Origin of the sequence: Rhizorhapis suberifaciens (assembly GCF_014200045.1) — a bacterium.
Lineage (GTDB): Bacteria > Pseudomonadota > Alphaproteobacteria > Sphingomonadales > Sphingomonadaceae > Rhizorhapis > Rhizorhapis suberifaciens.
In genome coordinates, this window is the sequence record NZ_JACHOV010000011.1 from 107070 (window position 1) to 131820 (window position 24751).

General features: G+C 60.2%; 15 protein-coding genes and 1 pseudogene. 3 read left to right on the forward strand and 13 right to left on the reverse strand.

Annotation, left to right across the window (positions count from 1 at the left end):
* Positions 1 to 82: 82 nt before the first annotated feature.
* The 7 genes from HNQ99_RS13955 to HNQ99_RS13985 form a co-directional block, all read right to left on the reverse strand.
* Positions 83 to 1837, reverse strand: coding sequence for a methyl-accepting chemotaxis protein (locus HNQ99_RS13955; RefSeq protein WP_184476695.1), 1755 nt, complete (start codon positions 1835 to 1837; stop codon positions 83 to 85).
* 218 nt (positions 1838 to 2055) lie between these two features.
* Positions 2056 to 2982 (reverse strand): phosphate ABC transporter permease PstA, encoded by a 927-nt coding sequence (pstA, locus tag HNQ99_RS13960; RefSeq protein ID WP_184476697.1) that lies wholly within the window; start codon positions 2980 to 2982, stop codon positions 2056 to 2058.
* Complete coding sequence (pstC, locus tag HNQ99_RS13965) at positions 2975 to 4351, reverse strand: phosphate ABC transporter permease subunit PstC (RefSeq protein ID WP_184476699.1); 1377 nt, start codon at positions 4349 to 4351, stop codon at positions 2975 to 2977. The genes pstA and pstC overlap by 8 nt, the downstream gene beginning before the upstream one ends.
* Positions 4352 to 4429: 78 nt before the next feature.
* Positions 4430 to 6001 (reverse strand): OprO/OprP family phosphate-selective porin, encoded by a 1572-nt coding sequence (locus HNQ99_RS13970; protein ID WP_184476701.1) that lies wholly within the window; start codon positions 5999 to 6001, stop codon positions 4430 to 4432.
* Positions 6002 to 6043: 42 nt separating this feature from the next.
* The gene (locus tag HNQ99_RS13975) at positions 6044 to 7084 is read right to left on the reverse strand and encodes a substrate-binding domain-containing protein (protein ID WP_184476703.1); all 1041 of its coding nucleotides are present in this window, start codon (positions 7082 to 7084) and stop codon (positions 6044 to 6046) included.
* Positions 7085 to 7454: 370 nt separating this feature from the next.
* Entirely contained in the window at positions 7455 to 11969 is a 4515-nt protein-coding gene (locus HNQ99_RS13980; RefSeq protein WP_184476705.1) for an autotransporter family protein, read from the reverse strand.
* Between the two features lie 194 nt (positions 11970 to 12163).
* Positions 12164 to 13333, reverse strand: a complete 1170-nt coding sequence (locus tag HNQ99_RS13985; protein ID WP_184476707.1) for a helix-turn-helix transcriptional regulator — start codon at positions 13331 to 13333, stop codon at positions 12164 to 12166.
* A 126-nt stretch (positions 13334 to 13459) separates the two neighbouring features.
* Between HNQ99_RS13985 and HNQ99_RS13990 the strand changes: the two genes are divergently transcribed.
* On the forward strand, positions 13460 to 13816 hold the full coding sequence (locus HNQ99_RS13990; protein WP_221232702.1) for a PQQ-dependent sugar dehydrogenase: 357 nt from the start codon (positions 13460 to 13462) through the stop codon (positions 13814 to 13816).
* 116 nt (positions 13817 to 13932) lie between these two features.
* Here HNQ99_RS13990 and HNQ99_RS16805 read toward each other — a convergent pair whose 3' ends face one another.
* Positions 13933 to 14367 carry a helix-turn-helix domain-containing protein gene (locus HNQ99_RS16805; protein ID WP_322790374.1) on the reverse strand — a complete coding sequence of 145 codons (435 nt, stop codon included), beginning with the start codon at positions 14365 to 14367 and terminating at the stop codon, positions 13933 to 13935.
* A 43-nt stretch (positions 14368 to 14410) separates the two neighbouring features.
* Positions 14411 to 14650 (reverse strand): annotated as a pseudogene (locus HNQ99_RS16990) (PAS domain-containing protein); the annotation flags it as partial.
* Between HNQ99_RS16990 and HNQ99_RS14000 the strand changes: the two are divergent.
* Positions 14629 to 15234 (forward strand): peroxidase-related enzyme, encoded by a 606-nt coding sequence (locus HNQ99_RS14000; RefSeq protein WP_184476711.1) that lies wholly within the window; start codon positions 14629 to 14631, stop codon positions 15232 to 15234. The pseudogene HNQ99_RS16990 and the gene HNQ99_RS14000 overlap by 22 nt on opposite strands.
* Positions 15235 to 15338: 104 nt before the next feature.
* On the opposite strand, the gene HNQ99_RS14005 is transcribed toward HNQ99_RS14000, so the two are convergent.
* A complete protein-coding gene (locus tag HNQ99_RS14005) occupies positions 15339 to 15809 on the reverse strand; it encodes an Lrp/AsnC family transcriptional regulator (protein WP_184476712.1) in 471 nt (156 codons plus the stop codon).
* A gap of 99 nt (positions 15810 to 15908) precedes the next feature.
* Here HNQ99_RS14005 and putA point away from each other — a divergent pair, with 99 nt between their 5' ends.
* The gene (putA, locus tag HNQ99_RS14010) at positions 15909 to 19508 is read left to right on the forward strand and encodes a bifunctional proline dehydrogenase/L-glutamate gamma-semialdehyde dehydrogenase PutA (RefSeq protein WP_184476714.1); all 3600 of its coding nucleotides are present in this window, start codon (positions 15909 to 15911) and stop codon (positions 19506 to 19508) included.
* A 138-nt stretch (positions 19509 to 19646) separates the two neighbouring features.
* On the opposite strand, the gene HNQ99_RS14015 is transcribed toward putA, so the two are convergent.
* From HNQ99_RS14015 to HNQ99_RS14025, 3 genes are all read right to left on the reverse strand, one after another.
* Positions 19647 to 21161, reverse strand: a complete 1515-nt coding sequence (locus HNQ99_RS14015) for a carboxylesterase/lipase family protein (protein ID WP_246414976.1) — start codon at positions 21159 to 21161, stop codon at positions 19647 to 19649.
* A 95-nt stretch (positions 21162 to 21256) separates the two neighbouring features.
* A complete protein-coding gene (locus tag HNQ99_RS14020) occupies positions 21257 to 23416 on the reverse strand; it encodes a beta-glucosidase (RefSeq protein WP_184476716.1) in 2160 nt (719 codons plus the stop codon).
* 13 nt (positions 23417 to 23429) lie between these two features.
* Entirely contained in the window at positions 23430 to 24701 is a 1272-nt protein-coding gene (locus HNQ99_RS14025; RefSeq protein ID WP_184476718.1) for a sugar MFS transporter, read from the reverse strand.
* Between the last annotated feature and the right edge of the window lie 50 nt (positions 24702 to 24751).

The following is a 24751-nucleotide window of genomic DNA, read 5'->3' on the forward strand; positions in this document are numbered from 1 at the left end:
GAGAAGTCGGTACAGGACTGCCGTTGGGAGTTGCGCATGGCTGGAACCTCAGCCGCCTTTTCAAGTTTTCTCCGGCGAATAGTTATGCCGCGTTCCGCACTTCCCGGGCAAAACGGGTAAATTCCGAACGCAGGGTTTCGGCTCGACGCGCAATATCGGCTGCCGTGATCAGCAGTCCTTCGGCCGCGTTGCGGACTTGTCGGGCCTGGTCGGTCAGGTCCACCATGCCCGAAGCAGCGTCGCGGCTGCCTTGCCGAACGAAGCCTAAAGCGCTCACAATTTCATGACTTGAGCGGCTCTGCGTTTCGACGGCTTCGCCGATAAGATCTGCATTGCGGTCAAGCCCGCGCGCCATGTCCTCCACCAATGTGACGCTGGTCAGAACCTGGCCAGAGGTCTCCGCAATACGGCCAAGGCGGGCTTCGATCGTGCCTGCAACAATCTGTGTCTGCCGTGCCAATTCTTTCACTTCCAGGGCAACTACAGCAAAGCCCTTGCCCGTTTCTCCCGCGCGAGCGGCCTCTATGGCTGCGTTAAGCGCAAGCATGTTCGTCTGCCCCGCAATACCGGTGATGAGGCCCAGCGAGGCGTGAATGTCCTTTGCAAGATCCTCCAAAGCGCGGGCGCGCTCTCGATTCTCTCGACTCTGAGCGTGGACATTATTGCTCTGCTCACGTGCGGAGCGGGTGCTTTCTTCCACATTGCTGACCATTTTGAGGAGTATGGTGCTCGCTTCCTCGATCTGTGTCATGGATATCGCGATATCCTCGACGTTTCCGGTAGCCGTTTCCACCTGCAGTTCGGAGCGGGAGGCGGCATCGGACATCCCGCCTGCCATATCGCGCATCGTTGCCGAAGCAGCCGCAAGACCGGCGACCAGATCGGAAAGTCCATGTTCAAAATTAGTGAAAAGCCGATCCAGTGTCGCGGCTCGTTCCTTCGCCGCATCGGCGGCGGCGGCTTCAAGCAGTTGCACCTCCTGCTGAGCACGATGCCTTTCCTCCAGCAGCGCTGTGGCTTCGGCCGAACGGGAGAGCGAAAGCTGGATCGCGCGCGCAATCTCCCCAATTTCGTCCCGCCGTTGCTGATAGGGAACAGGCACGGCGCTATTGGCGGATTCAGCCGTGAAGCTGGCAATCCGGATCAGCGGTTCCACTAATTCTCTGGATGCAATCCGCAGCACCGCCCAGGCTATGGTAATGCCCGCGACAAAAACGACGGCAATGACTAGCAGGCTGGCAGAAGTAAGGATGTACAGGCTGATCCTTTCCTTATGGGCGAGCTGTCGCAAACCTTCGCTATAGCTGTGACTTGCCACAAGGAGCGGATCAACGCTGCTGTAAAGGCGACCGGACATCAGAAATTCCAATCCTTCCTCGCTGTGGGCGCTCAATTCCTGGTTGAGGTCGGCGAGGGCCGCATCCGCTTCCTTCCGCTGGTCAAGCAGATAGCTGAGTTCGATCCCACCGGCCTTTGCCGGAGCGTTGTCGCGAAGCGCCGCCCAACCGCTGTTGATAGTGTGTTGGGCATTTTTCAGCGCGCTTTGACCGCCCGGCATCGTGAGATTGCCGCTGCGCACCTTGTTGGCAATGCCAAGCGCTTCCTCATAGCCGCTGATGACGGTCTGAAGATCGCCGGCCGGTCCCAGGCGGTTGTCGACAAGGCGCGCAAGCCCCGCCTGGTTGACCAGCAGCCCGGCCATTACCGATATCGAAAGAACGAGCAGTAGTCCGCATACCAGCCCGACGGCAAACCGGACTCGGGACTTCAGGGACCGGTCTTCCGCAAGCAATGCGCGAATGCGTTTTACGACCGCGCCTTTGGCATCGTGATACATTTTCTTACTACCCCCTTTTCGGGGCGCAATTTCCATGCCGGCTGATAAAGAATGGTTAACGCCGCGCGGGCGATGCAGGAAAAAACTGGGAGAAAACTGACATAAATCTGTCACAAAACTGTCGCGCAATATTAAGGTTTCGGATGGTTGTCCCATAAGTGCCGACGTTGCGGGCAGTCATCTTCAATAAAACATCCGGGAGCGACCCATGGTTTGGTTCACCACCGGGTTTCGAACCGGTTGCGCAGATAAATGGCAAGGCCGTTCATCGCGAGCAGAAAGAGGAGCAGCACGATAATCGCGGCCGAGGTCTTTGCCACGAAAGCGCTGTCAATCTCATCGGACCACAGGAAGATCTGCACCGGCAGCACGGTAGCGGGCTCCGTAAAGCCATTTGGCGGAGACGGCACGAAAGCGCGCATGCCGATCATCAGCAGTGGCGCGGTTTCGCCCAGCGCGCGCGCCATTCCAATGATGGTGCCGGTGAGAATGCCTGGCAGTGCAAGGGGCAGGACATGATGGAATATGACCTGGACCTTCGAAGCGCCGATACCGAGCGCCGCATCGCGTATAGAGGGTGGAACCGCCTTGATCGCGTTGCGCCCCGTGATGACGATCACAGGCATGGTCATAAGCGCGAGCGTCAGCCCGCCGACGAGCGGAGCGGAGCGGGGAAGGTGCATGAAATTGAGAAATATCGATAGGCCAAGCAGACCGAAAATGATCGATGGAACCGCTGCCAGATTGTTGATCGACACCTCGATCACATCGGTCCAGCGATTACGAGGCGCATATTCCTCCAAATAGAGGGCGGTGAGCACACCGATGGGAAAGCTGAGCGCCGCTGTCACGGCCATGGTGAGAAGCGATCCCTTGAACGCACCCCAAATGCCTACCGCTGCCGCAGCTGTCGCGTCCGAAGCGGTCAGGAAGGTCCAGTCAATGCCCCCGATGCCGCCCGCCAGCATCGACCACAGCAGGAAGACGAGAAAACCGATCGCCAGCATCATCGCAGCAAAACCCGCCCCGGCGAAGGTCCGTTCAATAAGATTCCGCCTGGCCACACGACGTTTCATTGCCTTGGTGGTCCAGTCGGTGGGTCCCCGAAGGACGGTGGGAAGCCCTCGATCCAATATATTACTCATAAGCTTCCCGATAGCGTTTTACGATTGTGAGCGCGGCGACGTTGAGCAGCAGAGTGATGACGAACAACACAAGACCCAAGGCGAAGGCAGAGAGTGTCTTGGCGCTGTCGAATTCCTGATCGCCCGTCAGCAATTGTACAATCTGCGTCGTCACTGTCGTCACGCTAGAGAAGGGATTGAGTGTGAGGTTCGCCGCCATGCCGGCCGCCATCACCACGATCATGGTTTCGCCAATGGCGCGGCTGACCGCGAGCAATATGCCGCCGACGATTCCGGGCAACGCGGCGGGGACCAGCACCTTGCGGATCGTCTCCGATTTGGTGGAGCCGAGGGAAAGCGCGCCATCGCGTATGGAGGACGGGACGGCGGCGATGCTGTCGTCGGACATCGACGAGATCAGCGGAATGATCATTACGCCCATCACGAGGCCGGCCGACAAGGCGCTTTCCGAGGTGGGATTTTCCATACCTGTCGCGAGCGCCAGGTGACGTACCATCGGCCCGAGGGTCAGCGCCGCGAAATATCCATATACCACGGTGGGAACACCGGCGAGAATCTCAAGAGCCGGCTTGAGCCATGCGCGCAGTCTGGCTGGCGCATATTGGGTGAGATATATGGCGCACATGACGCCGATCGGGATTGCGACGACCATCGCTATGATCGCACCAATGAAGATCGTTCCCCAGAACAGCGGCACCGCCCCAAAGCCATTGTCGGCACCCTGCACGACATCGGTCGACGGCGCCCAATGCGTTCCGAAAAGAAACTCGGTCACAGGGACAAGAGAGAAGAAGCGGCTGGTCTCGAACAGAAGTGACAAGACGATGCCGAAGGTGGTGACGAGCGCCACCAGGGACGCCAGCATAAGCGCCACCAACACGGTTCGCTCCACTTTCTGTCGCGCCCGGAACTGCGGTTTGATCCGCAGAAATCCCGCAGCAAAGCCCGCCGCCAGCAGCGCGAGCGTCAGGCCTGCGCCGATCAGCGCGTAACTGTGCGTGGCTTGCGCAATAGGTTTTGCGAGTTCGTAGGCCAGTGGGTTGAATGCGGCCTCAATAGTGCCGTCAGCAAGCCCTCGTGCTTCAGAAATCACCGCGTCACGGTCGATCCCTGCCGCCGGCAGGTTGCGTGCGGCAGGATTGACAAGGAGCGCACCGAGAACCAGTCGATCGGCGAGAAACGGCCAAATAGCTAGGAAAAAAAGCGCCGGACCCATGGTCCACAGCGCGAGATAGCTGCCATGCTGGCTCGGTAGCGAATGCAGGCGCTCGCCCGACCTCAGGGCCAGCGCGCGTGCGCGGCGTCGACCAAAATCCCAGGCGGCGACGCCCATGAGCGCCGTGACCATAAACATGTGCAGGGGAGTCACGGCCAAAGCCTTTCACCGAAAGTAACAGTAGAGGAGGGCGTGGGCGCCTGTCGTCAGGACAGGCACCCACGTTCCGTATCAGAAGTCGAATTGAGCGCGCACCGCGACAGCGTCGCTGGAATATTTGCGCCCGTCGACCGGTGCCGTCGAAGTCGGCTTCACCGTTGCGGCGAAGGGACCACCTTCAACCTCGGTATGGATATAGTTCACAAGGAAGCGAACATAATCCGTTGGCATCCAGGTCAGGCCAGCCAGATAGCCGGTCTGGCTGCCACCCTTGCTCAGGCCAGCGGACAGCGGGGCGCATGCCCCGGTGGTGAAGTCATTGGTGCAGCCGTTCTGCAGCTTGCTGTCCTGCAGGTCGAGATAATCGACACGTCCAATGATCTGGAACGCACCCATGCCGCCCTTGTCGACAGGGTTGAGCACCTTGGTCCGATCCCAAAGACCATTTTTGTAGCCGCGGGTTTCGCCCGTCAGGAAGTAGCCGACTTCGAAATGGCCGCCCCAGAAAGAGGGGTTGCCGGTCGGCACGACTTGAGAAACGGCACTGAACTGGTCAGCGCCGCTCAAAGTGTCGCCGGGGCTATAGGCGCGAACCTTGGCGTACTGGGCTTCACCGCCAATATGCAGCGACTTGAAGACGCCATAGAGTTCGGCGCCGAATATATCGTCACCCTTGGCCGCGAAGCTGCCGGTGTCGACAAAGCGCTGACTGGTCGTCTGCAGGAAGGGGCGGGCGCGATAACTGACGAGCTGGCCGGCCGATGGCGAGCCAGTACCGACGGTTAGTTCCTTCTCGCCGTTATTTTCCTGGAACTCGCGATGCTGGTAGTTCAGGCCCAAGTGCACAAAGCCGGGCCCCACATAGGGGGTGTAGGTGGCGCGAGCAGCCGCGATCCATCCCTTGTTGTCAAGCGACGCATCGATCGAGTGGGCAGCGAACAGGCCGCCATCGAGGCGGAACAGATTGTCCTTGCTCTTGAAACCAACAACCAGACCAAGGCGGCGGGTGTTGCCAAATGCGTCGTTGACCTGGGCCCGTTCGATGAAGGACGACCAGCGTGAGCTGGTGATCTGCTCCATGCCGTCCAGCGACTCCTGGTTGCCAAGCGTCAGGGTTACAGGACCTTTGTGCGGATTCCAGCTCAGCACAACGTCGCCAAAGCCGACATTCGAGTTGGCGAAATCCATTTCCGCCTTATAGCCGAAATCGCCCGGCAGCGTGCCTTCGACGCCCAGGCGGACGCGACGCACGCGGGTGTTGAAGCCAAAATTGCGCGGGTTGAGATTATCCGGCGTGCTCATCCATGCCGTGTCCATCATGAAGCGGCCACGCACTTTCCAGCTAAAACCGGAATCGGGATCGGCATATTGCGGCGCACCTTTCCAAACGGGTGCGGCCGTCGCCTGCGCCTTCTTCACTTCGTCGAGCTGTGTCTGCAGCGCTTCGAGTTGGGCCTGTAGGAGCGCCATTTTGGCATCGGCGTCGGTGGCTTTGGCGTCCGCATCGGAAACCGCCTGCAACGACGGATCGTCGGGCGACACGGCGTCGGCTGGCGGTTCGGCCATCTGCTGGGCGTGCGCGCCCACAGGAACGACCAGCATGACGGACGCGAGCAAAAGGCTTTTCATAATCGAAATTTTCATGGGAACCCCCTTTTTGATATCTAACGGGTGAATTTGGGCTGCTTATTTCAGACCGGCAGCGTTTATCGGCGTCATCGAAGTCGCCATGCGTTGCGCCCGGACGCGTTCAGCTTCAGGCGAGGCAACCAGCCCGAGTGGCGGCAGATAGCCCTTGGGACCGAAGGCCGTGTCGCGGACATATTGCGCTGCATATTGGCGAATGCCCGGGATGGCTTGCAGATGCGCGTTCTTGATATAGATGTAGAGTGCGCGTGCGCCGGGATATTTGAAGGAAGAGATCGTCTGGTAGGAAGGCGCGACGCCATTCAGCGAAATGCCGCGCAGTCTATTCAGATTTTCCTCCAGATAGCTATAGCCGAAGAACCCGACCGCAACCGGATCGCTGCTGAGCTTCTGAACGATCAGATTATCGTTTTCGCCTGTGTTGATATAGGCGCCGTCCTCGCGGATATCCTTACAAATTTTATTGTACCGCGCTTCATTGGTCTTCTTCATCGCGGCGACCGCCGGATTGGTGTCACAGACAGGATTCATCAGCAGATCTTCGATCGAAGAGCGCGTGCCGGAGGTCGTCGGCGGACCGTAGACGCGGATCGGAATGGCGGGGAGGCTGGCGTTGACGTCCTTCCATGTCTTGGCCTTGTTGGGCTTGCCGAACGGCTGCGCCGCGATCGCCATGTAGACGTCCTTGACGGACAGGTTGCGGAGCTGGCCGCCAGTCGCCTGGGCAAGTGAAAGACCGTCAAGGCCGACCTGAACTTCCGTGATCTGCGATACGCCATTGGCATTGCAGGTCTTGAACTCGGATAGCTTCAAACGACGCGAAGCATCGAGAATATCAGGATGCTGCGCACCCACGCCGGCGCAGAAGAGCTTAGCACCAGCGCCCGTGCCGGTCGATTCAACGACAGGGGCAGGCACATTGCGGTTTGCCGCCGCAAATTTCTCCGCAACCGCCTTGCTGAATGGATAAACCGTCGAGGAGCCGACAATGCGGATATTGCGGCGCATCTGCGCATTTGCTGGTACAAAAGAGACCGCAGCAACTGTGACGGCCAGCACCAACTTTGTCCTTAAATTCATTTTGCCACCTAATTGTGATCCGCCTCCCCCAGCGGAGGTCGAGGTAGCCGATAAAGCGAGGTCGAGACTCCTCCGTTACAAATTCATTGCAGTTTTGTGGCAGTCGCTGGCGGACGTCGTCGAGCGCGGCGATTAGCTTTTCAAGGCCCGACCATTTCTTGGCAGATGTTGCGATGGTCGCCTTCATTCTGGCGGCTTGGGACTGCCTGCACCGCGCTCTGGGCGGGAGGCGGCACCGTCATGCGGTGTCTTCTCTATCGGCGGCCGCTGAGCCGGTCCGCTTCATGATCGTAAGTTCCCGCACGCGGCAAGGTGAGACTGCTTGCGAGGGGGCGGATCAAGTCCGCCCCTCCTCTGCCCTCGGGTCGCCTCAGAATCGAAGTTTCAGCCCGGCATCGACGCTATGCGCATTATTGTCGCTGCCGAATTCGCTGTTGCCGCGGGTAAAGAGAGTAAGTGCCGGCAAGACCTTCCAGGCAACACCAGCTCCAATATTGGCGAAGCTGCGATCGCGCTGAACACCAGGGACCGTGAAGCTGGTGGATACCCCCGCCAGGCTCGCTGTGGCCCGGGCGCTATCATTGTCCAACCTTTGGCGAAGGCCAGCGGTCAACCAGGGCCGCAGCGCGCCTTCCCTCATTTGTAGGGCAAGATCGGCCGTCAGAAAGGTATAGCTGATTCGGTCCTTGGCAACGTTCAGGCTGAAGGCGCCGCCGCCAGTCTCGGTGGCTGCCCCACGCTTGACTGAAACATGGGTCACGCCGAATTCCGGGCCGATGTCCCAGCCTCGGCCAAAGGCGAAGCCGTAGCCGGCGTGAATGTCGGCCGTTGTCCCCCGCAAGCGATAGTGACTTGTTGCTTCGGCGCCGTTGAACAAGGTGCGGCTGGTGTCGGCCGAACTGTGGTCCCGAACGACCGACGCTCCAAACCGGAAGCCTGCGAACGCCAGATGGGCGCCAGCGCCGAAAAATGTGCCATCGGCATCATTGCTGGCGCCAATGGAATTGATCGACTGGCTTCCATCCACATGGCCGATGAAAGCGGCGACGGAAACATTCTCGTTCCCATAGCCGATACCACCGAAGAAGCCAGCACTGTGCACATCCGCCCTTGATACTCCGCTGCGGCTCTCAGCTTTGAAGTTCCGCCAGGCGCCAAAGCCCTCACCGAATGCGAAGGGCCCTGCTTCGCTATCGTGCGCACCAAAATTTGCCGACCGCAGAGCGGAAGAAACGGCCAGACCATTTTCCACGCCGATCTGAGAAATGGAAGCGTAGGCTTCCGCGTTGAGTGTGGCCATGGCGGCATCGCTGGCATAACCATCGGAGCCGACAAGATCGGGCGCGGCTGCCAGAATCCCGGCCGTCGCTTCTCCGCCAATCAACAGTTGGTTGAGATAGTCGGCGGTTGCCACTACCTGGGCGCTGGCGCCGCTGCGGGTCTGGAATGTTCCCAGCAGTTGCAGGGCATGGGACGTCCAATTGAGAAAGCCAAGCACGGTGGGCAGCTTGGTGAGCGTTGCGTTGGAGCTACCGGTAATGCCATCGGTGGTGGTGATAAGATTGTAGATGGAGCCCGGCGTCAACGGCCGTTCGCCGGTGATTTCGATGGTCGCCCCGGTCTGGATCGTCAGACCGCCATTAATGATGATGGCATCGCTGACCGTGGAGGTCATTTCGAACAGCGTGGTCGATCCGCTCGATAGCGTCACATTGCCGTTGATCGTCATCGTACCGGGCGAAGAGCCCGGCGACAGGGTGCCGTTGACGCCGATATCGCCGTTTACGGTGCCGGCGCTACCGAATGTTCCGCCAGACGACACATTCACATCGCCGCTGATCGTGGAACCCGCAAGGCCAATCACCCGCCCATCATCAACGTTGATTTCCTCAAATTCCAGATCGCCGCTCACGGTGCCGACACCGCCGCTCGTGATATTCAGTTCTTCGAAGGACTGGAACGCCGCCAGGTCGATCTCGGTCGGCTCCTCGTAGCTACCGGTTACCGGTGCGCTCAGGCTGTCATGGCCTTCCCCGCCTGTTGCCGTGCCGCTGATCGACCAACCCGGCTGAAGTATGAGCGTGTCGCCGCCACTGCCGAACGAGACGTCACCATTTACGGCTCCATCCAGATCAAAGCTGTTGTCGCCGTCACCAAGATCGACATCGCCGTTGACGGTGCCGTGGACCGTGAGGGTGTCATTCGTGGTCGTACCAGTGATGGCGACAGGACCCAGCGTCTCGATAATTCCGTCAAAAGTGATTGGATCGTCGCCGGTTAGTTCGAAGGTTTCAACTGGAAGCGGCGCGTCCGACGAGATGGTGCCTGTTCCGGTGAGGCCCAAGGTCTCGAAATTGACGAGCTGGTCATAAATAGCGTTATTGATCGCGCCTCCGCCAGTGATGTCGAGAAGGAAGCGATCCGCGCCGTCGCCGCCGTCGGCGGTTCCGGTAAATATCGCATCGATGCCCTGGATGAAGGTGTCATCTCCGGCGCCGAAATTGATGTCAGAGATGATCGTGCCATAGTTCCGCAAGGTGTCGTCGCCCGATCGCAGGGCGATCCCGCCCTCAATGCGGCCAGTGGCCCTGTTCGTAATATCGTCGTTTGAACTGAAGGTGTCGATCGCAGTGCCAAGGACCCCTTCAAAATCGATGTCATCGAAATCCGGGATAAGGGTGACGCCAGAGGGGAGAACCAATGATCCCCCCGGACCTCCCAGGATTTGGCCGCGGTTGACGATAGAAACCGCATCGGCTCTGGCGGCGACGGTAAGTCCGCTAGCATTAACGGGTTGCCCCTCAATAAGCTGGGGTCCACCGGGAAGGCCGAGGTGAGCGAAGCCCCGACCATTGATGATACCGCCCGCTTCATTAATGATGGAAACGCTTGATGCCGCCTCTGCGTCAACGTCCACGCCCAAGGCAGTCGACAGATCCATCAGGAGCTGGTTTGACGGTAGGCCCAGAAAGTTGCCGGGGGTGAGGTAGGTCCCGCCGGAAGCCGCAATCGTCCCGCTGTTCACAAAGGTAACGGCGGCATTCGCATTCTCTGCTCCGGGAACACCGCTGCCAAGATCACCGGCCTCGACTTCAATCCCGACCGCCACGCCGGCATAATCCGACGTCGAAATCGTTCCGCCATTCGTAAAGTTGAGCGTTGCGCCAAGGGCAGTTTCTTGCTCGATATCCACCGCCGACGCGCCTTCCGCGAAAAGCGTCGTACTCGGCGTCAGGCCCGTGATGATCTCTCCGCTATTATTGAAAGTGGTAACGCTGGCGTTCAATTCCAGCGCCACCGCGCCGGAAATGGTACCTGTATTGGTGAAGCTAGCGCTTTCGGCGTCAATTTCATCTTCCCCATCCTGGGCAAGCGAGTAATCGTCCAGTTCGATCTCCACGGCCTCGGCAAAAGGATCGTCGACATCCGAATTGATTGAACCATGATTGGCAAAGGTGAAGGTTTTCGAGTGCGCAAACATGCTGATGCCGCCGTCAAGCGTCCCGGTGGCGTTGTTGGTGACGCTGATGCTGTCGGCCGCCGCATCTTCCTGAAACGCAGGATTGAGAGCCACTTCGAGCAAGCCGATTTCAAGATCCACTGCGCGGTCGATGTCGTTGCCATTGCCGGCAATGCTGATCGTGCCGCTATTGTCGAACACGAAATCCGAAGCGACGCCCTGGAACGAAAGACCACCGCCAATCTCGCCAATATTGGTGATCGAGACAGCCTTTTTCTCGGTTGCATCGATCGCCGTAGCCAGAGCAATGGCCGCGTCAGTCAGTTCAATATCCCGCGCGCCATTGTCGATCATCGAGATGGTGCCGCTGTTGGCGAAGATGAAATCCCGGTCGGCAGCTCCGAAAAGGAGCGTGCCCTGACCATCGGACGAAAGATTGATCTCGCCACTATTTGTAAAGCTCGCCGTATTCAGCCGCAAATCGCCGTTGACGACACCTTCATTGGCAAACGAATTCAGGGCAGTGCCGTAGATCAGCTCCACCTCAACCATTTGCCCCATCGCCTGGCTCCACGCCGGAACGATGAGGTGACGGGCCTGGCCTAGTCCGCCCCCATAACCAACGGCAGCGACATGAATAGTACTGGCTACCATGTCGGGGAGTCCCGTACCCAGCAGGGAGATGGGATTAATGGTAGCCCGATTGATGATGCTGCCATTGCCAAGGAGAGACAGCCCTGTGGCCGCCTCATCCGGATCAAGATTGGTGATGGTTACTACCGTGTCGGCGCCGAGCACTTCGACGCCTGCAATCTCGAAATGGAGAGGAAGCGTTGTGGGCAAGGCATAGACGCCATTCGTGGAAAAAGACTGGGCATAGACGTCCAGTCCATTGCCGGGATCGATGGTTCCCTGGACTCCAGTGCCACCGGTTGTGCGATTGATAAAATATTCAGTCTTGAAGCCTGAGAAAAAGTCCGCATGCCCGAAGGCTAGATTAGCATTAAGCGATGTGAGATTTCCGGTGATGGCGCCACCATCATTCACGTAAATGCCGCCATTGGCGAAGACGAGATCGCCCTCGATCGTCCCCCGGTTGATGATGATAGTGTCTAGTGGGCTACCGTTCCCTGTTGTTTGCGGCAAGAGGCTCAACCCATCAATGCCCGCACTCACCTGGTTTTCGATCAACAGATAGTCGTTGCTGGTCTGCGTGATTGATGTGCCCGTGGCATTGTTGACAATGTGGGTCCCGCCACTGGTGGACACATCCTGATCCGCTGCGGTCACGTTGATCACGCAGAAATCACCGTCCACCCCCGGGCAGCTTTGCGCCTGCGCCGATTGAGCAGAGACCGCCATTGCCAACAGGCTGGCTCCAAACATGACTCGGCTGTGGTGGCCGAAACGAACGGACCTATTCATAATTTCCCCCTGACTGAACCTGACCGGAACGTCACAGCCACCATCTTTTTGCCCCAGGAGATGACTGTGCCGCCAATCAGGCGTGGCTCAGGCGGTAATATTCGCGCCGAAAGCGCGCATGTCCCATTTGGGACAGATCATGTCGGAAAAACGCAAAGCTTTGGCGGTCGGATAATTTGACGGTTTCCTGCGGCTTAATTCCGTTCGGCGGCGTGGTCCTCAGGTCCGGCCAAGCCTTGCGCTGTCAGCCCGGTCACTAAATGAACCAGATCCTGCTGGCGATGGACTCCCATTTTCGCGAAGACGGATTTCAGGTGATTTCGCGCTGTCCCAGTTGCAGTGCGTAGCTGGGCGGCTGCCTCCTCCAGCACAACTCCGTGACCAAGCAGTGCAGCCAGCCGCGCCTCTGCTGAAGTGAGGTCAAAAAGGTCCCTTAACATAGTGACGGCCTTTGCCGCCTGTTTGTCGCGATCGTGGATGAAGATGAGCGCGACCGGACGTGCGGAAAAGGGAAATCCGAAATCGACCACTACCGGTGAAATGAAAAGAGAAAGTGGCGATAGACTCTCTCCCCGTTCAAGGCTGAGCCAACCACCGCGTCCATCAAATTCATCATGGGTGATACTTGTCGCGCCTCGGATCAGCCTGGCAAATCGCTTAGGGTCGTTCGGTGGAGTGATCTCCAGGACGTTCCGGTGGGCTCTCATGCCTTGGCCGCGTGCGAGGATGCGATCCGCCGCGCTGTTCGCAAACAGGATGTCGCCACCTCTCCCCACCATGACCACTCCCTGGAGCAGCCTGTCTAGCACCGTGCCAATCAAGCTTTGGCGGCCATTCAATGAGCCAAGATTCGCCGCAATGGTGATTGCTTGTGCAACATGGTCTTTCAGTTGCCGGTATAGGGTAATATCTTCTGCCTGCACATGCCCCTGCTGCCGCGTCCGTTGCAGGCTGAAATTGATCAGATAGCCATCTACCGGGGGCATGTTCGAGCCGATGAAATATCGAAGCCCCTGCTTGCCGTACCAATCATAGACTGGGTCGCGGTCCATCTCTCTTTCGCTCAGGACCATTGAATCGTAAATTATGTTACGGCCATCCTGGCGGATGGCACAGGCTATACGCGGGCAGATTGTCATATAGTCCCGGGAGTATTCGGCACAGCTCTCCTCAGACAATCGCCCCGACAGCACCAGGCCTTGCCTGGAAGGCGTCGTCGATACAAAGTTGAGGGTCGCTCCCGCGCTGCCTGTCAGGTCTTCAATCGTCCGAAAAGCATCGCCCCAGAGCGTAGGATCAATGGCAGCGGCATAAAGCTTTTTTATAGAGGAATCGTAATTTTCGAGCCTAATACCCTTAGACATACCGCAATATTTCTCCCCTCGTGCGGCAACCCTTATCTTATATTATCGCGAATCTATTATCATCAGCCGTGATACAGCATTTTGGGATCTCCGCCAGACTGTTACGTGTCCGTACAGATAGCCGCGATGTGCACGAACACTACGGTTCCCGATTATGCGCTCGGACCCCACACAGCCTCTATCGGGCTGACTTTCAACCGGGGCGACCTTTTTCCCCCGCATTATCGCGGGGGCGCCTTTATCGGGCAGCACGGCTCCTGGAACCGTAATCCAAGAAGCGGCTATGCGGTCATCTTCGTGCCCTTCGCCAACGGGCGCCCGGCGGGCCCACCCGAACAGGTGCTGACCGGCTTCGTCGATGACAAGGGTCGCGCCCGCGGGCGGCCTGTCGGCGTCGCGTTCGACCGGAAAGGCGCGCTGCTCGTGGCCGACGATGTTGGCGACAGCATCTGGCGGGTGATCCCGTCGCCAATGAAACCATGATGACAGTTTACTCCAGCCATCCCATCGGGGTGACGCTGAGCGGCGCCATCAAATTCTGATCAGGGCGCTGGGTCCTATAAGCGGATGGCTTTGCCCAGACATGCGGTCATTCCCTTTCATATGACGTATCCGTCAGGCGTATCGCTCTCCTCTTGCAATCCGTCGGCGGATGCCAATTCATTAAGATAATTATAGATGGTGAAACGTGTCGTATTCAGCGCCTCGGCCACCGTATCGACAGCCGATCGCAGCGTGAACAGGCCGCGTGCAGACAATTCGCTGACCACCGCAATCTTGTGCCGCTTGTGCATCAGGTGCACGGGCACGCCAACATTGGCGATCGCCTGTTGAATCAGGAACGTGGCCAACTCGTTGATATCCCGCATGAACATTTCAGGCCCGAGCGACGCCTTGGCGGGCGCGTGCCCTTTTTCGCCGAGAGCGGCCGCAGCCGCATCCCGCATCAGCTCCCACGGTGATATGTCGATATTGATGCACAGCGCGGCTATCGGCGTGCCGTCCATATCGGGCAGGAAAGTAGTGGAAGACACGCAGCCTGCGTCCGTCCGACATGCGCGTTTCATAGCCCGACTTGTGCGTAAAATCCTGCAACGCGACTGCCTCCAGCAGCAAATTCGTGGCTGCGTCCCCCGGGTCGCGGCCAGTCACATCGCCCGCCACCGCAATGATGGAGTTTGGCAGCAGCGCCAGATCGTGCAACACCACTTGTGCGCAAGGCCGCGATGGGCAGTCCGGATAGCCCCACTCCCCATCTATTTTCACTACCTCTACTATGATCGAAGGAGAGACTCGTGCCTGAACAAAAATCCACACTGAACCCCGATTTCAAATCGAACGATCCTTATGGCTATCTGAACGGCGTCGAGGGCTATCAGTTGCCGCAGGAATGGGTCGATAATATGCAAGTGCCCGAACTACACTCCACGCGCATCCTCGCCTCCTATAACGAGGCGGGGTTTGAACGCAGCGGCGCCTATATGGGGCCGATATTCTTCGATCCCGAATATGGTGCACTGACCATGGCCGAGCGGGAGTTCATCGGGGTTATCGTTTCCTCAATCAACTCCTGCCCCACTTGCCTCATCATTCACGGGCATAAACTGGGCGAGCTGATCGGCGATCATGGCCGCGCGCAGCGTATCGCGATCAATTATCGGACGGTCGAACTGACAGTGGAGGAGCGGGCAATAGCGGATTATTGCGTCAAGCTGACTGAACAACCTGGCCGGATGGAAGCGGCCGACGTACAAGCGTTGCGAGACGCTGGGTTGAGCGACGAGAAGATATATTATGTGATCGAGACGGCTGGCGTGTTCAACCTGACCAATCGCATGACCTCAGGCTATGGCATGCGTCCAGATGACGATTTCATGGTCGCCATTGCAACCAAGGCATGACCGTTCAGGCAAATATCCGGGGGGTTTCGCAGCCTCCCGGAAGGTCTTTGCGGCGGACCCCGCGCGGGATCGTCAATTGAACGATGCTGAGGATCAACCGGGCATCAGCCAGGCGCTTCCTTGATCGTCTGCATAGTCATGAAAGTGGAGGTGCTGGCGACATGCGGCAGGCCGGATATTTTTTCCCCCAATACGATCCGATAGCGCCGAACATCCGCAGTGCGCACTTTCAACAAATAATCGAAGCTGCCCGCGATCATGTGGCATTCCTCCACTTCCGCAATATGCTGCACGGCATTGTTGAACGCCTCCAGCGCCTGTTCACGGGTGTCAGACAGCTTCACTTCGGCAAAGGCGACATTGTCCAGGCCGACCTTTGCCGGATCCACAACCGCCCGGAAGCCGCGGATGACACCCGTGTCGATCAGCCTGCGCATCCTGACCTGACACGGGGTTTTGGACATGCCCACGCATCGCGCAAGATCCGTGACCGTAATCCTTCCATTTTCGACCAGTAAAGCGAGGATTTTCCGGTCCCAGATATCCAATTCGACCTCTTGGTCACCATTTTCCACAAAAATCGTCCTTTTAGGTCGGAGAAATAGGTCAATCTACTATCATTAAAGGTAAAGATAGGGAAGATCGCCAACGTACGAGCGGTTACAAATCAATCCATGAAATCGGAACTTTCCTTCGTCAGTTTCGCGCCGCCGATCCGTGAAGCATCGCCGCTGCGCCGGTCGATCACCGCCGCCTATCGGCGCAACGAAGCCGAAGCGCTGGCCCCATTGCTGGCCGCTGCCACTTTCGATGATGTGACCCAGGCGGAAATCGCCGCAACGGCCCGCGCGCTGGTAACCGCGTTACGTGTCAGTCCGCGCGGCTCGGGCGTCGACAGCCTGATCCGCGAATATTCCTTGTCCAGTCAGGAGGGCGTCGCATTGATGTGCCTGGCCGAGGCATTGTTGCGCATTCCCGACAATGCGACCCGCGACGCGCTGATCCGGGACAAGCTGGCGGACGGCGATTGGAACGCGCATCTGGGCAGGGACAAGTCGTTGTTCGTCAACGGCGCGACTTGGGGGCTGGTGGTCACCGGCAAGCTGGTCGGCCGGGTCGACGATCGCGGTCTGGGCGCATCGCTCAACCGGTTGATTGCGCGTGTGGGTGAGCCGGTGATCCGGCGGGCCATCGATTTGGCCATGCGCATGATGGGCGAACAGTTCGTGACCGGCGAAACCATCGACAAGGCGCTGTCTCGCGCCAGGCTGATGGAGGCGAAGGGCTTTCGCTACAGCTACGACATGTTGGGCGAGGCCGCCACGACCGAGCAGGATGCTGCCCGTTATCTGGCCGACTATCAGAACGCTATCCACGCGATCGGCGAGGCTGCCGCCGGGCGCGGCGTTTATGAAGCGCCTGGTATTTCAATAAAATTGTCGGCGCTTCATCCCCGTTATGTCCGTTCACAGGCGGCTCGCGTTACCGGCGAGTTGCTGCCTCGCCTGGAGGGGCTGGCTCTGCTCGCTAAAAACTATGGCATCGGCCTGAACATAGATGCGGAGGAGGCTGACCGCCTCGAACTATCGCTCGACCTGCTCGAAAGTCTGGCAATGGACCCCAAGCTTGCCGGATGGAATGGGCTCGGCTTCGTCGTTCAGGCCTATGGCAAGCGTTGCGCCCCGGTAATCGACTGGATCATCGACCTCGCCACGCGGAGCGGTCGGCGAATCATGGTGCGGCTGGTCAAGGGCGCCTATTGGGACGCGGAGATCAAGCGTGCGCAAGTTGACGGGCTGGCCGATTTCCCGGTCTACACCCGCAAGATACATACCGACGTCGCCTATATTGCCTGCGCCCGGAAACTGTTGGCCGCCCGCGAGGTGCTTTTCCCCCAATTCGCCACCCACAATGCCCAGACGGTGGCCACCATCCACACACTTGCCGGGCCGGATTTCACCTTAGGCGATTATGAATACCAGTGCCTGCACGGCATGGGCGAGCCGCTATACGAGCAAGTCGTTGCAGCGACGGGACTGGCGCGCCCCTGTCGCGTCTATGCCCCGGTCGGCGGCCATGAAACTCTGCTCGCCTATCTCGTCCGGCGGCTTTTGGAAAACGGGGCGAACACTTCGTTCGTCAACCAGATCACCGATCCCGACATGTCCATCGAGGACCTGATTGCAGACCCCGCGAATGCGGTGCGGGCGATGAGGCACGTCGGCGCGAAGCATGATGCGATAGCGGCCCCCGCGGAGCTGTACCCGGACCGTCGCAATTCGCAGGGCATCGACCTGAGCGACGAGGCGGCGCTTGCGATGCTGCGCGACGCGCTGGTTGAAAGTACGCAGAAGCCATGGTCCGCAGCGCCGATGGAGCTTGGAGCGGGCGGGCAGCCAGTGCTCAATCCGGGAGACCACAGGGATGTTGTCGGCACTGTTACCTGGGCCAGCGCAGGTACGGTGGCTTCGGCAACGGCGCGTGCGGCCGCTTCGTCGTGGCCGCAGATGCCGGTGGGCGAGCGGGCGACGATATTGGAGCGTGCCGCCGACGAATTTCAGGACAGCATGCCCGCGCTGATGGGGCTTGCCATGCGTGAGGCCGGTAAGTCAGCGGCCAACGCCATCGCCGAGGTTCGCGAAGCGATCGACTTCCTGCGTTATTACGCGGCTCGGGCCAGGGCGACATTTGGGCCGGAGCAGCTTCCGCTTGGTCCGATAACATGCATCAGCCCCTGGAACTTCCCGCTCGCCATCTTCACCGGGCAGGTTGCCGCGGCGCTGGTTGCCGGCAACCCGGTTCTGGCCAAGCCGGCTGAAGAGACACCGCTTATCGCGGCTGAGGCCGTTCGGTTGCTGCACAAGGCGGGCGTTCCAGCCGACGCATTGCAACTGCTGCCCGGTGATGGAGAAATTGGGGCCGCACTGGTCGCTGCGAGGCATGTTGCAGGCGTGATGTTCACCGGATCGATAGAGGTCGCGCGGCTGATCCATCGCCAGTTGCGCGAGCGTGTGTCATCATCTGGTCGGGCTATCCCCCTGATCGCGGAAACAGGTGGCCAAAATGCGATGGTCGTAGACAGTTCGGCGCTTGCCGAACAGGTCGTCGCCGATGTGATCGCATCGGCGTTCGACAGCGCCGGTCAGCGTTGCTCGGCGCTGCGCATTCTCTGCCTGCAGGACGATATCGCGGACCAGACGCTCGCCATGTTGAAGGGCGCTCTGGCCGAGCTTCGCATCGGCCGGACAGATCGGCTTGCCGTCGACGTCGGACCGGTCATCAGCGAAGAGGCGCGGGCAAACATAGAGGCGCATGTCGCGGCCATGCGCGCGCGCGGGTGCAGGGTCGAACGGCTTGTGCTGCCTGCGGACGCCGCGCACGGCACCTTTGTGGCTCCCACGATCATCGAAATCGACAGAATCGGCGACGTCGAGCGGGAAGTTTTCGGGCCAGTGCTGCATGTACTGCGCTTTCGTCGCGATCGACTCGATGCGCTGATCGATTCGATCAACGACACCGGCTATGGCTTGACTTTCGGGCTTCACACCCGGCTGGACCAGACGATCGCGGATGTGTCCGACCGGATCCGGTGCGGCAATGTCTATGTCAACCGCAACATCATCGGCGCCGTTGTCGGAGTCCAGCCATTTGGCGGCACCGGGCTGTCCGGGACCGGGCCCAAGGCGGGTGGCCCGTTGTATCTGGGCAGGCTGGTTCAAGCTGCGCCGGCGCTGCCGCGTGGAACGGCAATTCCTGCCGCTCTGGACGATCTGGCGGGCTGGTTGGACGATCAGGGCGATGGCGATGGCGCGGAAATAGTTCGCAACTATGCGAAACGGTCCGGGTTGGGCTTTACTGAGATGCTGCCAGGACCCGTGGGCGAAGACAACATGTATGCGCTGCACCCGCGCGGAACGCTGTTATTGCGCCCCGCAACGCCGCGTGGCCTGATCCACCAGCTTGCTGCGATGCTGGCGACGGGCAATCGCGGTATCATCGAGGGCATGCCGTTGCCAGCGGGCCTGCCACTGTCGGTCACACAATATGTGTCGAGCGACGCCCCAGCCGGAATCGGAGCGGCGCTGGTCGAAGCAACCGGGGCGACGCTGATTGATGCATTTGCCGACATCGGCCGACGCGGTGATCTCATCATGTCCATCCATAATCCCGCGCCCGATGGCTACTACCAGCTTGACGGCCTGCTGGAGGAGCGCGCGACCTCGATCAACACGACGGCGGCGGGCGGGAATGCAAGTCTCATGATGATCGGTTGAGAGGGAACGTCGCGGGCTGCAGATGCCTGGTGATGCAAGGCCTCTCATTAGACTGGTATGATCGTTAAGGCGCTTCCGGATACGCATGGACGGCGGCGGTGATGGTCGTCATGCCGCTCTTCGCCTCACGTTACTTTTTCATCTCGCGTTCTCCGCGAGCGCCTCGGCGAAATCGAGGCGCGCGCGGAAGGGGTCTTCGACATGGGCTGCCCCCTTGCCGTCGATCAGCATGACCTTTGTGTCGTCTCCTGCCGCCCCCGGCCATGCAGGCACGCCCATTGCATCGGGACGGCCTCGTTGAGCGAAATTGATCCAATATCTATGCGCCGTGGCGGCAACCAGCTGCTCGGCCTTTACCATTGGCGGTTTTCGACGCCGCGTTACCGAATCGAAAACATAGGGGATTTCGCTGGCGTGCGACGCGCCGCCGAAGGCCGTTTGGACCTCGGGCACCGCATAGGCGAAGCGGTAGAGCCAAACCGGCTGTCGTGCGGCCAGGGCGCGCGCCACCGCCCGCGCCGGCTCGATCATCAACTGGTCGGCGCTGGTCGCGGTCCCGACCACCGATCCGGTTGCCTTCCCATCCGCGTCATAGAGCGCTCGCACCTGCGCAGCCTTCTCGCCATAGCCCTTGAAAATCCGGTCCTTGTCGGTGACGAAGGGAAAGCCATCGGCCGAATTCGCGCCGACCATCACCGGCACCCGCGCATAGAGGCCGGCGCGGATCGCGTCGATCGGCTGACCCAGAATTGTGCGTCCGTCGATCATCGGCCCCGAAAAGCCCGGCTGGGCCACGGTCATCAGATTGAGGTCGCCCGTCACCTTGTCGGCCGGCAGCGCCCTCATCTGGTCCGCGCTCAGCCCCGAAAGAAAGGTGGCACCCGCTGCCGCGCCGCGAGCGATTGTCGGCATCGGCGGCACCCGGTCGCGGCCGCCGCCGGACTGGATGATCGCCTTGTCGAAAAGTCCCCGGGCCAGCGGCGACTGAAGGAGCATGTGGATCGACACCCCTCCCGCGCTCTCTCCGAATATCGTCACATTCTCCGGATCACCGCCGAAGGAGGCGATATTGGTCCTCACCCATTTGAGCGCGGCGATCTGGTCTAGAAAACCGAAATTTCCGCCGAAGCCTTCCGCCTCCAGCGCCGGATGCGCGAAGAAGCCGAAGCGGCCGAGTCTGTAGTTCAGGCTGACGAAGACAATGCCATCGCGCGCGAAGCTGTCACCGGAATAGATGGCGGGCGAACTGCCGCCATTCACGAAGCCGCCGCCGTGAATCCAGACCATCACGGCGCGCTTATCACCCGCCTTCGCCTTCACGGGTTTCCAGACATTGAGGTAGAGGCAATCCTCTGAGGGCGTGGTTTCGATCGGCGCCGCATCGGCGGGAAAGGACGCTTGGGCGCAATCCGACGCAAAGCGGGACGCATCGCGCTCACCCGTCCACGCCGCCACCGGCTGCGGATCTCGCCAGCGGTCGGGACCGACAGGAGGCGCGGCGTAGGGAATGCCCTTGAAGGCGGAAATGTTGCCATGCGTGACGCCGCGAACCGATCCGGACGTCATGGTCACGCTCTGAGCGGAAGCAGGCGTCGCAAATAGCAGCGCCGCCGACAGAGCCGTTATTGGCAGCAAAACCCTTAGTCTTTCCAATTTGCGTTTCCTGCTTTCCAAAGACAATTACTGTGCCCCCCCCCGCCCAGTGGCTGCTGCCGGTGGCAGCACGGCAATAGGAAAGGCGGCTCTCCTCAGTCCTTCCAGCTTTTGGCCGGTATGCGTACGGTGACGGGCGCACCCAGCTTTCCGGCATTTTCGCCGAGCGCGAAGCTGTAGTCGCCGCCCGCGATCGACCAGCCGCCGTCCTTCCAATCGGCGAGCAGGCGGTTGTCGATCGTAAAGGTCAGCTTGCGTTTTTCCTTCGGCTTGAGCGCGACCTTCTGGAAACCGACCAGCCGCTGCAGCTTCTCGCCGTTTCGGGCTACCAGATAGAGCTGTGGAACATCAGCGCCGGCGCGGTCGCCGACATTGCTGACCGTGAAGCTCAGCCGGACCGACGCGCCGCCCCTGGCCGACAGCGCTGAATGGGAAAAGCTGGTGTAGGTAAGGCCATGCCCGAAGGCGAACAGCGGCTTTTCGCCCGACTTGGCGAAGGCGCGATAACCGGCATCGGCGCCTTCCTCATAAGGAACCTTGACCAGCGTGTGGTCCGGCAGCCCAAGGCCCGGCAGAGCGACGCGCGGATACTGATTGATCGATGCGGGGTAGGTGATCGGCAGGCGGCCCGAGGGATTGACCTTGCCGGCAAGCACTTCCGCGATCGCCTGCCCGCCTTCCTGGCCCGGATACCAAGCCTGGACGACGGCCTTTGCCTTGTCGAGCCAGGGCATCGTCACCGAATTTCCGGTTTCGAGCACGACCACGAGATTGGGATTGGCCTGCGCCAGAACCGAGATCAGATGATCCTGCCCCTGCGGCAGGGTGAGCGCGCCCGAATCAACGCCTTCGCCTTCCCATTTCGTTGCGAAAGCGATCACCAGATCTGCCTTTGCCGCATAAGCGGCCGCAGCCTCCGCCGAATAGCCGTTCTGGAAACTGATTTTGGCATTTGGCAGCGTCTTGCGCAGCGCCTCAAGCGGAGAACCGGGCATGTAGAGCTGGCGGCTGAACGTGGCCATCAGCCCGTCGCCGCCCCCTTCGATGAGGCGCGGCGCGCCATTGGATGGGGTGACCTGGCTGGAACCGCCGCCCGACAGGACGCCGAAATCGGCGTTCCCGCCGACGACCAGGATGTTCTTCGCCGTCGCGGCGAGCGGCAATATGCCGTCATTCTTGAGCAGGACGATGCCGCCGCGCGCTGCTTCAAGCGCAACCTCGGCATGCGCCTTGTAATCGATAGGCTGTGGCTCATAGGGGCCGGTGATGCCGACCGCGAACATGCTGCGCAGGATACGGCGCACGGCATCGGAAATGCGGCTCTTCGGCACCTCGCCGCTGGCGACGAGATCGGCAAGCGGCTGGCCGAACCAGTGCTGCTTGTCCAGTTGATGGCCCATCTGCTGGTCGAGCCCGGCCTTGATGTACGAGACGTCGTCGACCGCGCCCCAGTCCGACAGGACCCAGCCCTTGTAGTTCCAGTCGCCCTTCAGCACGCGGTTCAGCAGATGGTCGTTGCCGCACGCCTTCTGCCCATTGACCAGATTATAGGCACACATGATGGCGCCCGGCCGGCCGATCTCAATGCCGATCTGGAAAGCCAGCAGCTCGCTTTCCCTCAAGGCGCTTTCGGTGATGAGCGAATCCGCCGTATGACGCAGCGTTTCCTGCGCATTGAGCGCGAAATGCTTGATGGTCGAAACCACCCCCTGCGACTGGGCGCCGCGGATGGCATGGCCGACGAGCGTGCCCGCGAGCAGGGGATCTTCGCCAAGATATTCGAAATTGCGGCCATTGCGCGGATCGCGGGCGAGATTCATACCGCCGCCGAGCAGGATGTTGAACCCCTTGGCCCGAGCCTCCGCGCCCACGGTCGCGCCGACACGCTCGGCCATCGCGGGATCGAACGACGACGCCAGCGAAAGGCCGGACGGCATCGCCGTGGCGACATCGCCCTTGCGCATTTGGGCGGGATTGGTGACGCCCAGGCTCGCATCGGTCGAGAGTTGGGGCGGTATGTTCAGGCGCGGGATGCCGGGGACATAGCCTGCGGTGGCGGGCACACCTTCGGGAACTTTCGTTTCAAGCCCAGGAAACGAAATTGGCATGATCCCAGACAACAGGCCGATCCGTTCGGCATCGGTCATCTGTGCTTCCAGCCTAGCGGCCTTTGCGTCGGCGTCCTCCTGCCCGCTTTGCGCCGCCAGCGGCTGTGAGGCGAGGAGGCTGAAGAGGGTAAGCAAGGTAAGGCGCATCGAAATTTCCTTTTTAGGCTGGATTGCGCGCCGACCAGCCGTAAATGGCGATCAGCAGATAGCAGCCGCCGGGGATGGCGAGCGCCGCCGCCAGCGAGGTCGCATCGGCTACCGCGCCGGTCAGCAGGGGGATCAACGCGCCGCCGACAATGGCCATGCAGAGCAGACCCGATCCTTGCGGCGTCCGGTCGCCCAGCCCTTCGACGCCGAGGCTGAAGATCGTCGGGAACATGATCGCATTCATCAGCCCGACCGCCAGAATGGTATAGCCGGCGATCACGCCCGCGCTCGTCGCGGAAAGGACAATCAATGCGATAGCGCCAAGACATGCGGTCGAGAGGACCAGACCGGGCCGGAACCGCCGGAGTATGGCGGCGCCGATGAAACGCCCAACCATCGCGCCGCCCCAATAGAAAGCGATCAGTGTCCCGGCCATCTGTTCGGTCAATCCCAGGACGCGCTCCTGCGCGAGATAGTTGACGAGCATCGACCCGATGGCCACTTCCGCCCCGACATAGAGAAAGATCGATATCACGCCGCCGCCGAGGCGCTTCTGCTTCAGCAGGGCGAAGGATCCGGCAAGCGTTCCCGCTTCGCCGTGCCCGCCCGTGATCGCGCCCCTGCGCAGGAGGAAGAACAGTGCGACAGCCAAGAGTATCGCGGCGATGGCGATGTAGGCGTGGCCGATAACCGCCGCTTCCCTGGCCAGGAAAAGCGTACGTTGTGCGGGCGCGAGGGTCGCCGGGTCCACTTTGTTCATCGATCCAAGAATGATCAGCGCCCCGACCGGGGGAAACAGGGTGGTGCCCAGGGAATTGAATGCCTGCGCCAGCGTCAGCCGGCTGTGAGAGGTGGCCGCATCCCCAAGATTCGCGATCAGCGGATTGGCCGCGACCTGCAGGATCGTGATCCCGGAGGCCAGGACGAACAACGCCGCGAGAAAGGTGGAATAAATCCCCGATAACGAAGCGGGGACGAACATCAGGCAGCCGGCCGACATGGTCCCGAGGCCAACGACGATGCCCTTTAGATAACCGATCCGGGCGATCAACGCGCCTGCGGGCAGCGAGACGATGAAATAGGCCATGAAGAAGGCGAACTGGGTCAGCATCGCCTCTGTATAGGAGAGCGAGAACAGACCCTTGAGCTTTGGGATCAGGATATCATTGAGGCTGGTAAGCCCGCCCCAGATGAAGAAGAGGGCAACCAGAGCTACTACAAGTGCGCGCGACGCGAGCGCTTGTTCTGTATGCATCTTGGCATGCACTGGAATTGGAGCTGCCATCGTCCTCTTCTCTCCTTATCGGATCATGACGATGCGCCTTCGCCATGAAG